The sequence below is a fragment of the Frigoribacterium sp. CFBP 13707 genome, from assembly GCF_014842245.1.
Taxonomy (GTDB): Bacteria; Actinomycetota; Actinomycetes; order Actinomycetales; family Microbacteriaceae; genus Frigoribacterium; species Frigoribacterium endophyticum.
Genome location: NZ_JACYVL010000001.1, coordinates 784,698 through 798,009, shown reverse-complemented (window position 1 = coordinate 798,009; position 13,312 = coordinate 784,698). Strand labels below are relative to the sequence as shown.

Sequence of the window (13,312 nt, the reverse complement as noted above, 5' to 3'; positions counted from 1 at the left end):
ACGGGCTGGTCCTCGGACTGTACGCCCCGACGGCTCCGGGAGGGCCGTTCAACCACTCACTCATACTGTCCGACAGTGATGACCCGACGGGGTCCACGGAGGTTACTTCCTTGGCTGCTGCGAACACCGCAAACACCAACTCACCCAAGAACGGCCGTGGCGCATCGCGCCTCTCGTTCGCCAAGATCACCGACACGCTGACGGTCCCCGACCTCCTGGCGCTCCAGACCGAGAGCTTCGACTGGCTCGTCGGCAACGACATCTGGAAGCAGCGCCTTGCCGAGGCCACCGAGCAGGGTCGCACCGACCTCGCCCTCCACTCCGGCCTGGAGGAGATCTTCGAGGAGATCTCCCCGATCGAGGACCTCGGCGAGACGATGCAGCTGTCGTTCACCGCGCCCGAGCTCGAAGACCCCAAGTACTCGATCGACGAGTGCAAGGAGCGCGGCAAGACCTACGCCGCCCCCCTCTACGTCAACGCCGAGTTCATGAACCACCTCACGGGTGAGATCAAGACGCAGACCGTGTTCATGGGCGACTTCCCGCTCATGACCGAGCGCGGCACGTTCATCATCAACGGCACCGAGCGCGTCGTCGTGTCGCAGCTGGTCCGCAGCCCCGGCGTCTACTTCGAGCGCGCCTCCGACAAGACCTCCGACAAGGACATCTACTCGGCCCGCGTCATCCCGAGCCGCGGTGCCTGGCTCGAGTTCGAGATCGACAAGCGCGACCAGGTCGGCGTCCGCATCGACCGCAAGCGCAAGCAGAGCGTCACCGTCTTCCTCAAGGCCCTCGGCCTGACGAGCGAAGAGATCACGGAGAAGTTCAAGGGCTTCGCGTCCATCGAGGCCACCCTCGAGAAGGACGCCATCCTCACGAAGGAAGAGGCCCTCAAGGACATCTACCGCAAGCTCCGTCCCGGCGAGCAGGTCGCGGCCGAGGCCGCGCGTGCGCTCCTCGACAACTTCTACTTCAACCCGAAGCGCTACGACCTGGCGAAGGTGGGTCGCTACAAGATCAACCGCAAGCTCGGCATCGACGCGCCCCTCGGCGACTCGGTCCTGACCGTCGACGACATCGTCGCGACGATCAAGTACCTCGTCTCGCTGCACGCCGAGGAGAAGACGATCGACGGCACGCGCGACGGCAACGCCGTCGAGCTCCGCCTCGACGTCGACGACATCGACCACTTCGGCAACCGTCGCATCCGCGCGGTCGGCGAGCTGATCCAGAACCAGGTCCGCACCGGTCTCTCCCGCATGGAGCGCGTCGTCCGCGAGCGCATGACCACTCAAGACATCGAAGCGATCACCCCGCAGACCCTGATCAACGTGCGCCCCGTCGTCGCCGCGATCAAGGAGTTCTTCGGCACCTCGCAGCTGTCGCAGTTCATGGACCAGAACAACCCGCTCTCGGGCCTGACGCACAAGCGTCGCCTCTCGGCCCTCGGGCCGGGCGGTCTCTCCCGTGAGCGCGCCGGCGTCGAGGTGCGAGACGTGCACCCCTCGCACTACGGCCGCATGTGCCCGATCGAGACCCCGGAAGGCCCGAACATCGGCCTGATCGGCTCGCTCGCCTCGTTCGCGCGCATCAACTCGTTCGGCTTCATCGAGACCCCCTACCGCCGGGTCGAGGCCGGTCACGTCACCGCGACGATCGACTACCTCACCGCGTCGGAGGAGGACGACTACGTCGTCGCCCAGGCGAACGCCCCCCTCACCGACGGCTTCGACTTCGTCGACGACAAGGTGCTCGTCCGCAAGAAGGGCGGCGAGGTGGAGCTCGTCGCCAAGGACGAGGTCGACTACATGGACGTCTCGCCGCGCCAGATGGTGTCGGTCGCGACCTCGCTCATCCCGTTCCTCGAGCACGACGACGCGAACCGCGCCCTCATGGGCGCCAACATGCAGCGCCAGGCCGTCCCGCTGGTCCGCAGCGAGAGCCCCCTGGTCGGCACCGGCATGGAGGGCTACACCGCGATCGACGCCGGTGACGTCGTCACCGCCGACGCCGCGGGCGTCGTCACCGAGGTCTCGGCCGACGTGGTCGTGGTCCAGCTCGACGAGGGCGGCACGCAGGAGTACTACCTGCGCAAGTTCGACCGCTCGAACCAGGGCGCCAGCTACAACCACCGCGTGATCGTCGACGCCGGTCAGCGCATCGAGGTCGGCGAGGTCATCGCCGACGGCCCGGCGACGGAGAACGGCGAGCTCGCGCTCGGCAAGAACCTCCTCGTCGCGTTCATGCCGTGGGAGGGCTACAACTACGAGGACGCGATGATCCTGTCGCAGAACCTCATCAAGGACGACACGCTCTCCTCGATCCACATCGAGGAGTACGAGGTCGACGCCCGCGACACGAAGCTCGGCAAGGAGGAGATCACCCGTGACCTCCCCAACGTCAGCCCGGACCTGCTGGCCGACCTCGACGAGCGCGGCATCATCCGCATCGGCGCCGAGGTCCGCCCCGGCGACATCCTCGTGGGCAAGGTCACGCCGAAGGGCGAGACCGAGCTCAGCGCCGAGGAGCGCCTGCTGCGCGCGATCTTCAACGAGAAGAGCCGTGAGGTCCGCGACACGTCCCTGAAGGTGCCCCACGGCGAGCAGGGAACGGTCATCGGCGTCAAGGTCTTCGACTCGCAGGACGGCGACGACGAGCTCGGCTCGGGCGTCAACCAGCGCGTGGTCGTGTTCATCGCCCAGAAGCGCAAGATCACCGCGGGCGACAAGCTCGCCGGCCGCCACGGCAACAAGGGCGTCATCTCGACGATCCTCCCCGTGGAGGACATGCCCTTCCTCGAGGACGGCACGCCGGTCGACATCATCCTCAACCCGCTCGGCGTCCCCGGTCGAATGAACTTCGGCCAGGTGCTCGAGATCCACCTCGGGTGGATCGCCGCGCAGGGCTGGAACGTCGAGGGCGTCCAGGAGTGGGCCAAGAACCTGCCCCCGGAGGCGCTCAGCGCCGCTCCCGGCACCAAGGTCGCCACCCCGGTGTTCGACGGCGCCGCGGAGCGCGAGATCGAGGGCCTCCTCGACTCGACCCTGCCGACCCGTGACGGCGACCGCCTGATCGGCTCGTCCGGCAAGGCGCGCCTGTTCGACGGTCGTTCGGGTGAGCCGTTCCCGAACCCCATCTCGGTCGGGTACATGTACATCCTGAAGCTGCACCACCTCGTCGACGACAAGATCCACGCTCGGTCGACGGGCCCCTACTCGATGATCACGCAGCAGCCGCTGGGTGGTAAGGCGCAGTTCGGCGGACAGCGCTTCGGAGAGATGGAGGTGTGGGCCCTCGAGGCCTACGGCGCCGCGTACGCGCTGCAGGAGCTCCTGACGATCAAGTCCGACGACATCCTCGGCCGCGTGAAGGTCTACGAGGCGATCGTCAAGGGCGAGAACATCCAGGAGCCCGGCATCCCGGAGAGCTTCAAGGTCCTCATCAAGGAGATGCAGTCGCTCTGCCTGAACGTCGAGGTCCTCTCGGCCGACGGCCAGACGGTCAGCCTGCGCGACACGGACGACGAGGTCTTCCGTGCCGCCGAAGAGCTCGGCATCAACATCTCCTCGCGCTTCGAGTCGTCGAACGTCGACGAAATCTGAGCCCCCTCCCACAACGACACGTCGAATCTTTCTGACAAGGGACTGAATTTTGATCGAAGCAACAACTTTCGATGAGCTGCGGATCGGCCTCGCGACGGCCGACAACATCCGTGCTTGGTCGCACGGTGAGGTCAAGAAGCCGGAGACCATCAACTACCGCACGCTGAAGCCCGAGAAGGACGGCCTCTTCGGAGAGCAGATCTTCGGGCCGTCGCGTGACTGGGAGTGCGCCTGCGGCAAGTACAAGCGAGTCCGCTTCAAGGGCATCGTCTGTGAGCGCTGCGGCGTCGAGGTCACGAAGTCGTCGGTGCGCCGTGAGCGCATGGGCCACATCGAGCTCGCGGCCCCCGTCACGCACATCTGGTACTTCAAGGGCGTGCCCTCGCGCCTCGGCTACCTGCTCGACATGGCCCCGAAGGACCTCGAGAAGGTCATCTACTTCGCGGCCTACATGGTGATCTCGATCGACGAGGAGGGCCGTCACGCCGACATGCCCGGCCTCGAGAACGAGCTCCGCCTCGAGATCAAGCAGCTCGAGTCGCAGCGCGACACGCGCATCGCCGACCGCCTCAAGAAGCTCGAGGACGACCTCGCGGTGCTCGAGGAGGAGGGCGCCAAGAGCGACCAGAAGCGTCGCGCGAAGGACGTCGCCGAGAAGGAGATGGGCCAGACCCGCAAGGCCTTCGACGAGGACATCAACCGCCTCGAGCGCGTGTGGGAGGACTTCCGCACCCTCAAGGTCGGCGACCTCAAGCCCGAGGACGCCGTCTTCCACGAGCTCCAGGACCGCTTCGGCATGTACTTCGAGGCCCACATGGGCGCCGAGGCCATCAAGAAGCGCCTCGAGGCCTTCGACCTCGCGACCGAGGCCGAGAACCTGCACCTGCAGATCTCGGAGGGCAAGGGCCAGAAGAAGATCCGCGCGATCAAGCGACTGCGCGTCGTCTCCTCCTTCCTCGCCACCGGCAACTCGCCGGCCGCGATGGTGCTCGACGTCGTCCCGGTCATCCCGCCGGAGCTGCGCCCGATGGTGCAGCTCGACGGTGGCCGCTTCGCGACCAGCGACCTGAACGACCTGTACCGCCGCGTCATCAACCGCAACAACCGCCTCCGTCGACTCCTCGACCTCGGTGCCCCCGAGATCATCGTCAACAACGAGAAGCGGATGCTGCAGGAGGCCGTCGACGCACTGTTCGACAACGGCCGTCGCGGTCGTCCCGTCACCGGCACCGGCAACCGCGCCCTGAAGTCCCTGAGCGACATGCTCAAGGGAAAGCAGGGTCGCTTCCGCCAGAACCTGCTCGGCAAGCGCGTCGACTACTCGGGCCGTTCGGTCATCATCGTCGGCCCGACGCTGAAGCTGCACCAGTGCGGTCTGCCCAAGCAGATGGCGCTCGAGCTGTTCAAGCCGTTCGTCATCAAACGCCTGATCGACCTGAGCCACGCTCAGAACATCAAGTCGGCCAAGCGCATGGTCGAGCGTTCGCGCCCGCAGGTGTGGGACGTGCTCGAGGAGATCATCCGCGAGCGCCCCGTGCTGCTGAACCGCGCGCCCACCCTGCACCGTCTCGGCATCCAGGCCTTCGAGCCCCAGCTGGTCGAGGGCAAGGCCATCCAGCTGCACCCGCTCGTCTGCGCGGCGTTCAACGCCGACTTCGACGGCGACCAGATGGCCGTGCACCTGCCGCTGTCCGTCGAGGCCCAGGCCGAGGCGCGCATCCTGATGCTCGCGTCGAACAACATCCTGAAGCCGTCCGACGGCCGTCCGGTGACCCTGCCCGCCCAGGACATGATCATCGGCCTGCACTACCTGACGACGGTCACCGAGGGCGCCACCGGCGAAGGCCGTGCCTTCTCGTCGGTGTCCGAGGCGATCCTCGCCAAGGACCAGGGCTCGCTCGACCTCAACGCGATGGTCAAGATCCGCATGAACGGCGTGCACTTCGCCGAGGGCGAGGGGCCCGAGGGCTACGAGGTCGGCCAGGACATCCTGCTCGACACGACCCTCGGCCGTGCGCTCTTCAACGAGAACCTGCCGGCGGACTACCCGTTCGTGCAGCAGGTGACCGACAAGGGCATGCTCTCGACGATCGTCAACGACCTCGCCGAGCGCTACCCGAAGGTCGCCGTCGCGGCGGCCCTCGACAACATCAAGGACGCGGGCTTCTACTGGGCCTCGCGCTCCGGTGTCACGGTCGCGCTCTCCGACGTCCTCACGCCTCCGCGCAAGCCGGAGATCGTGGCGGGCTACGAGAAGCAGGCCGCGGCGGTGCAGGCCGAGTTCGACAAGGGCCTCATCTCCGACGCCGAGCGTCGTGCCGACCTGATCAAGATCTGGACGGAGGCCACGAACGAGGTCGCCGCCGAGATGCGGTCGAACTTCCCGGTCGACAACACGATCAACCGCATGGTCACCTCGGGTGCTCGTGGTAACTGGCTGCAGGTGCGCAACATCGCCGGCATGCGAGGCCTCGTGAACAACCCGAAGGGCGACATCATCCCCCGCCCGATCATCTCGTCGTACCGCGAGGGCCTGTCGGTGGCCGAGTACTTCATCGCGACGCACGGTGCCCGCAAGGGACTGGCCGACACGGCCCTCCGTACGGCCGACTCGGGGTACCTGACCCGTCGACTCGTCGACGTGTCGCAGGACGTCATCATCCGTGAGGACGACTGCGGCACCTCGCGCGGTCTCGAGCTGCCGATCGCCGCTCCCGACGCCGACGGCGTCATGGTGCGCGACGCCACGGTCGAGAACACGGTCTACGCCCGGTCGCTCGCGGCCGCCGCGGTCGACCCGCAGGGCACCGTCGTGGCCGAGGCCGGTGCGGACGTCGGCGACGTCCTCATCGACCAGCTGGTCGCCGCGGGCGTCGAGTCGATCAAGGTCCGCTCCGTGCTGACCTGTGAGGCCGCCGTCGGCGTCTGCGCCCAGTGCTACGGCCGTTCGCTGGCCACCGGCAACCTGGTCGACATCGGCGAGGCCGTCGGCATCATCGCGGCCCAGTCGATCGGTGAGCCCGGCACGCAGCTGACGATGCGCACCTTCCACACCGGTGGTTCGGCCTCGGCCGACGACATCACGCAGGGCCTCCCCCGCGTGACGGAGCTGTTCGAGGCGCGCACCCCCAAGGGCGCGTCCCCGATCGCCGACGGCGCGGGTCGCATCACGATCGAGGACACCGACAAGGCCCGCCGTGTCATCCTCAACCTCGACAACGGCGACGAGCCGGTGATCTACCCGGTGCTCAAGCGCTCGACCCTCCTCGTGGAGGACGGTCAGCACGTCGAGCTCGGTGCCCAGATCATCGCCGGTGCGGTCGACCCGAAGGAGGTCCTGCGAGTCAAGGGCGTCCGTGCGGTGCAGCAGCACCTCGTCGGTGGCGTCCAGGACGTCTACCGCTCGCAGGGCGTGCCGATCCACGACAAGCACATCGAGGTCATCGTCCGTCAGATGCTCCGCAAGGTCACCGTCGTCGACCACGGCGACACCGACCTGCTCCCCGGCGAGCTGGTCGACCGGTCGAAGTACAACGAGATCAACCGCGGTGCGCTCACCGAGGGCAAGCGCACGGCGTCGGCTCGCCAGGAGGTCATGGGCATCACCAAGGCCTCCCTCGCGACCGAGTCGTGGCTGTCCGCCGCGTCCTTCCAGGAGACGACCCGCGTGCTCACGCAGGCCGCCATGGAGGGCAAGAGCGACCCGCTGGTCGGCCTCAAGGAGAACGTGATCATCGGAAAGCTCATCCCCGCGGGCACCGGCCTGTCGCGCTACCGCGACGTGTCGGTCGAGGCGACGGAGGAGGCGAAGGCCGAGCGGTACCCCAACCGCGTCTTCACCGACGACGCGTCGTTCAACGAGGCTGACCTCAGCTTCGTCGACTTCGACTCGTTCTCGTCGGACGACTTCACGCCCGGCACCTACAACTGAGCACCCCCGGGGAGGCGCGGTGAGGGTCTGACCTGACCCCCGCCTCCCCAGGAGGCCCAGCACCACGAAGGGCCCCGGCTCTCGCACCTGCGAGAGCCGGGGCCCTTCGTCGTGCCCGCGCCTACGCTCGGTGGGGTGCAGTTCGAGCAGGCCCTCACCGACGACGTCACCCTGAGGGAGGCGCGGGTCGGCGACGCCGCGTCGCTGGCGGCCGCGCAGGCGCGCAACCGCGACCACCTCGCCCCCTGGGACCCTGCTCGCCCGGCCTCGTTCTTCGAGCCGGCCGGCCAGCTCGCCCTGCTGACGGCACGGATCGCGGCGGCGGACTCGGGGGAGGCCCTGCCCCTCCACCTCGTCGAGCGAGGCCCCGACGGCGACCGCGTCGTCGGCGGCATCTCGCTGAACCACATCGTCCGTGGCCCGGTCCAGGCCGCCTCGGTCGGCTACTGGGTCGACCGGGAGCGGACGGGCCGGGGCCTCGCCCGGGCGGCCGTGGCGGTCGTGGCCGACCTCGCCGCGACGCGCCTGCGGCTGCACCGCCTCGAGGCGAGCGCCCTGCCGCACAACGTGCCCTCCCGGCGCGTGCTCGAGGCGTCGGGGTTCACGCTGATCGGCACAGCGCCGAGCTACCTCCGGATCGCCGGGCGGTGGCAGGACCACGTGCTGTACCAGCGCGTCCTCGGGTAGCCGGCCCGCGCCTCCCGAGGCCCGCCCGCCCGGGCGACGGGTGACGCCCTGTGCCCCCTTGCGGGGGCACCCGCTCTGGGACGTGCCCCCGAGGGCCGCTCGCCTTAGCGTGGACACCGCTCGGACTCCCGACCCGGGCGACCGTGCCGACGCGATCCCGACCACCCGCGGCGGCTGTACCGAGGAGGTACGTCCCGTGGCTTCCATGACCGAGATCCTGATCCTGCACGGCCTGCTGCCCATGGAGTACCTCGACCGCGTCGGTCGTCGCTCCACCGACGAGGAGGCCTCCATCCGCGAGCTCCTGTCGCAGGGCGTCGTGACCACCTCGCAGGTGGCCCGCGCGCGTGCGCAGGCCGCCGGCATGGACTTCGTCGAGCTGATCGACTACCCCGTCGACCGCGCCGCCGTCACGATGGTGCCCGCGGCCGTCTGTCGCCGCCACAGCGTGCTGCCCATCGGCGTGCGCGACGGCGGCCTGCTGCTCGCGATGGCCGACCCGGGCGACGTCTTCGCCATCGACGACGTGCGCGCCGGCCTCCGCATCGGCGTCGACCCCGTGGTCGCCGAGAAGGGCGACCTGCTCGCCGCGATCGACCGCTACCTCCGCGCCGACGACGAGCTCAACGACCTCACGAGCACGCTCGAGGAGGAGAAAGCGCAGGAGGCGGCGGCCGACATCACCGACGGCCCCGACGACGACGTGCCCATCGTGCGCTTCGTCAACCTGCTCGTGAGCCAGGCGATCACCGACCACGCCTCCGACATCCACATCGAGCCGAGCGAGACCGACGTCCGGATCCGCTACCGCATCGACGGCGTGCTTCACGAGATGCAGCCGGCCCCGAAGGCCATCCAGAACGGCGTCATCTCGCGCCTCAAGATCATGAGCGAGATCGACATCGCCGAGCGCCGCAAGCCGCAGGACGGCCGCATGTCGGTCCGCCACGGCGGCCGTCAGATCGACCTCCGCGTCGCGACGCTGCCCACGGTGTGGGGCGAGAAGGTCGTCATGCGGATCCTCGACAACTCGAACACGTCGATGAGCCTCCGCGACCTCAACCTGCTCGAGCGCAACTTCGACGTCTACGCGGCGTCGTACTCGAAGCCGTACGGCATGATCCTCGTCACGGGCCCCACCGGCTCGGGCAAGTCGACCACGCTCTACACGACGCTCAACGCCGTCGCCCGCCCCGAGATCAACGTCATCACGGTCGAGGACCCGGTCGAGTACCGCATGCGCGGCATCAACCAGGTGCAGGTCAACCCGAAGGCCGGCCTCACGTTCGCGAGCGCGCTGCGCAGCATCCTCCGCTCCGACCCCGACGTCGTCCTGCTCGGCGAGATCCGCGACCACGAGACCGCGCAGATCGCCATCGAGGCGTCGTTGACCGGCCACCTCGTGCTCAGCACGCTGCACACGAACGACGCCCCGAGCGCCATCACGCGACTCACCGAGATGGGCATCGAGCCCTTCCTCGTCGGCAGCGCCATCGACTGCGTCGTGGCCCAGCGCCTCGCGCGGCGCCTCTGCGACCGCTGCAAGCAGCCCACGAACTACTCCCCGCGGCAGCTCGCCGCGCTGAAGTTCGAGCTGCGCGACGGCGAGGACCCGACGGTCTTCCAGCCCGTCGGCTGCCAGCAGTGCTCCAACACGGGCTACCGCGGGCGCATCGCCCTGCACGAGGTGATGAGCGTCTCGGAGGAGATCGAGCGCCTCGCCGTGACCCGCGCCTCGAGCGCCGAGATCGGCCGCACCGCCCGCGAGCAGGGCATGCTCACGCTCCGCCAGGACGGCTGGGAGAAGGCGAAGCTCGGCCTCACCAGCGTCGAGGAGATCCTGCGGGTGGTCGCGTGACCCGGCCCCGCGCCTCCTCCGCCCCTGCCCCGGCCCCCGCCGGGGCTGCGGCACCTGCTCCCGCGACGCGCGTCGTCGCCCCCGAGACCCGATCCGCCACCACCACCCCGGAGGCCGCCGCATGAGCGTCTACGAGATCCCCGACGAGCCCCACGCCGCCGACGGGTGGGCCCCCGGCCGACCCGGCCGCGAGGTCAGCACCGACACGCCCGCGACGTCGTGGGAGCCGCCCGCGCCGGTGACGCTCGTGCCCGCCTCGCCCCCCGTCGACCCGACGAAGCACGTCTACGCGCTCGAGGGCGACCAGGAGGCGGTGCTGGGCTGGACCCCGACGCCCGCGCCCTCGAGCCGGCGGGCCGCGCGCCTCGCCGAGGCCCTCGGCGCGGCGGTCGCGTCCGCCGCGGCCGAGGTCGGCAGCGGTCGCGCCCCGTCGTCGCCGGCCGTCGCGGGGCTCACGCGCGCCCCGGCCACGCCGAGCTGGAGCGACCCGCGCTTCGACGCGATCGCGGACATGGCCGACGAGCCGGCCGTGGCGGTCGCGCCGGTGTCGGTCGCGCCCGTGGCCGTCGCCCCGGTGGCCGTCGCGGAGCCGACTGCCGCTCCGGCCGCTGCTCCGGCCCCGGCGCCCGTCATGCACGCCTCCGCCTCCGCCTCCGCCCCCGTGCCCGTGACGCCTCCCGCCGCCCGCCCCGTGCTCCCCGCGGCGGCCACCGTGGCGCCGCCCCAGCCGCAGCACGCCGCCCCCGTCGCCTCGCCCGCGACTCCGGTCACGGCCGCCCTGCCCTTCGTCTCCGCGACCGACCTCGGCATCGAGCTGCACGAGCACGCCCGCACCACGGCGCACCCCGGTCTCGTCGCCGCCCTGATCGAGGTCGTGCAGCGCGGAGCCTCCGACCTCCACGTCACGGTCGACGCCGCTCCCACGCTGCGCGTGGACGGCTCCCTGCAGCCGACGCACACCTCGCCCGAGCCGTGGGACGCCGAGACGGTCGCCTCGGCCCTCGCGAGCCTGCTCACGCCCGAGCAGCAGGAGCGCTTCGACGACGAGCTCGAGCTCGACTTCGCCTGGTCGCTCTCCGACGAGTCGCGCTTCCGCGTGAACTTCTACCAGCAGCGCGGCTCGCTCGGGGCGGCGTTCCGCCTCATCCCGACCGAGATCAAGCCGCTGCACGAGCTGGGCGTGCCCGAGTCGGTGTCGACCTTCGCGAAGCTGCCCCGCGGCCTCGTGCTCGTCACGGGCCCCACGGGCTCCGGCAAGTCGACCACCCTCGCCGCGCTGATCGACCTGGTGAACCGCACCCGGGCCGACCACATCGTCACGGTCGAGGACCCGATCGAGTTCATGCACCAGCACAAGCGCTCGCTGGTGAACCAGCGCGAGGTCGGGCACGACACCCACAGCTTCGCCGCCGCCCTCAAGCACGTGCTGCGCCAGGACCCGGACGTGATCCTGATCGGCGAGCTCCGCGACCTCGAGACCATCTCGGTGGCGCTCACGGCCGCCGAGACCGGGCACCTCGTCTTCGCGACGCTGCACACGCAGAGCGCCGCGCAGACGATCGACCGCGTGATCGACGTCTTCCCGCCGCACCAGCAGGACCAGGTGCGCACCCAGCTGGCCTCGACGCTCCGCGGCGTCGTCTGCCAGACCCTGCTGCCCAAGGCGAGCGGCCGCGGCCGGGTCGTCGCGACGGAGATCATGATGATGACGCCGGCCATCGGCAACCTCGTGCGCGAGGGCAAGACCTACCAGATCGCCTCGTCGATGCAGGCGGGCCGTGACCTCGGCATGCACACCATGGACCAGAAGCTCGCCGACCTCGTCAACACGGGCGTGGTGACGCACAAGGCCGCGATGGAGAAGGTGCACGACCGCGAGGGCTTCGACCGTCTCGTCACGCGCGTCATCAACAAGAGCGAGTCGCAGGGCCTCGACAGCGGCATCGACTTCGGCGACGCCTTCTCGCGGGGCGACGCCTGATGGCCGGCGCGGTCGCCTACGCCTACAAGGGGCGCGACACGGCGGGCAAGGTCGTCAAGGGCAAGGTCGACGCCTCGAGCGAGGGCGCGGTCATCACGCGCCTGCGCACGATGGGCGTGCAGCCGATCTCGATCTCGGAGGCGGCGGCCGGCACTGGCCTGCAGCGCGAGGTGTCGATCCCGGGCCTCGGCGACAAGGCCGTGAAGATGAAGGACATCGCGGTCATGTCGCGCCAGATGGCGACCATGATCGGGTCGGGCCTGTCGCTGCTGCGCACCCTGACCATCCTCGCCGACCAGGTCGAGAGCAAGCGCCTGGCGAAGATCATGGGGGAGGTGCGTGACGACGTCGAGACGGGGGTCTCGTTCTCCGACGCGGTCGGCAAGCACGACAAGGACTTCCCGCCCCTGATGATCAACATGATCAAGGCGGGCGAGGTCGGCGGGTTCCTCGACAAGGCGCTGGAGTCGACGGCCGAGAACTTCGAGAAGGAGGTCGCCCTCCGCGGCACGATCAAGTCGGCGATGACCTACCCGGTCGTCGTGCTCGTGATGTCGCTCGTCGCCGTGGTCGTGATGCTGCTCTTCATCGTCCCGATCTTCCAGGACATGTTCACGAACCTGGGCGGCAAGCTGCCGCTGCCGACGATGATGCTCGTCTACGCGTCGCAGGCGATGCCGTACGTGGTGCCCGTCGCCCTGGTGCTCGGCATCGTGTTCTCGATCTGGTGGCGCACGAACAAGAACAGCGTCAAGGTGCGCTCGCGCCTCGACCCGCTGAAGCTCAAGCTGCCGGTCTTCGGCGTGCTGCTGCGCAAGATCGCGATCGCGCGCTTCGCCCGCAACTTCTCGAACATGATCGGCGCCGGCGTGCCCATCCTCACCGCGCTGCGGATCGTGGGCGAGGTCTCGGGCAACTACGTGCTCGAGGAGGCGCTGGTCGAGGTCGCGGAGTCGGTCCGGCAGGGCGAGTCCATCGCCGGCCCGCTCACCGCCTCCGGCGTCTTCCCGTCGATGGTGACCCAGATGATCGCGGTGGGGGAGGACAGCGGCTCGCTGCAGACCATGCTCGAGAAGGTCGCGGACTTCTACGACCAGGAGGTCAAGTCGACCACCGAGTCGCTCACCGCGCTGATCGAGCCGCTGCTGATCGCCTTCCTCGGCGTCGTGGTGGGCGGCATGATCGTCGCGCTCTACCTGCCGATCTTCCAGATCACCTCGCTGATCAAGTAGCGCTCGACCCGCCCTGCCCCG

Annotated in this window: 6 protein-coding genes; all 6 read left to right on the top strand. The window is 69.3% G+C overall.

Annotation, left to right across the window (positions count from 1 at the left end; genetic code table 11):
- The first annotated feature begins 110 nt into the window (after nucleotides 1–110).
- The 6 genes from rpoB (at nucleotide 111) to IFT45_RS03580 (ending at nucleotide 13,291) form a co-directional block, all read left to right on the top strand.
- Nucleotides 111–3,602 carry a DNA-directed RNA polymerase subunit beta gene (gene rpoB / locus IFT45_RS03605; RefSeq protein ID WP_056057461.1) on the top strand — a complete coding sequence of 1,164 codons (3,492 nt, stop codon included), beginning with the start codon at nucleotides 111–113 and terminating at the stop codon, nucleotides 3,600–3,602.
- Nucleotides 3,603–3,651: 49 nt separating this feature from the next.
- Nucleotides 3,652–7,533, top strand: coding sequence for a DNA-directed RNA polymerase subunit beta' (locus IFT45_RS03600; RefSeq protein WP_056057458.1), 3,882 nt, complete (start codon nucleotides 3,652–3,654; stop codon nucleotides 7,531–7,533).
- 135 nt (nucleotides 7,534–7,668) lie between these two features.
- A complete protein-coding gene (locus IFT45_RS03595; protein ID WP_056057454.1) occupies nucleotides 7,669–8,220 on the top strand; it encodes a GNAT family N-acetyltransferase in 552 nt (183 codons plus the stop codon).
- A 196-nt stretch (nucleotides 8,221–8,416) separates the two neighbouring features.
- Nucleotides 8,417–10,078 carry a GspE/PulE family protein gene (locus IFT45_RS03590; protein ID WP_056057451.1) on the top strand — a complete coding sequence of 554 codons (1,662 nt, stop codon included), beginning with the start codon at nucleotides 8,417–8,419 and terminating at the stop codon, nucleotides 10,076–10,078.
- 121 nt (nucleotides 10,079–10,199) lie between these two features.
- A complete protein-coding gene (locus IFT45_RS17620) occupies nucleotides 10,200–12,059 on the top strand; it encodes a type IV pilus twitching motility protein PilT (protein ID WP_305798207.1) in 1,860 nt (619 codons plus the stop codon).
- Nucleotides 12,059–13,291: a type II secretion system F family protein gene (locus IFT45_RS03580; protein WP_056057450.1), complete on the top strand. Its 1,233-nt coding sequence runs from the start codon at nucleotides 12,059–12,061 to the stop codon at nucleotides 13,289–13,291. The genes IFT45_RS17620 and IFT45_RS03580 overlap by 1 nt, the downstream gene beginning before the upstream one ends.
- The last annotated feature ends 21 nt before the right edge of the window (nucleotides 13,292–13,312 follow it).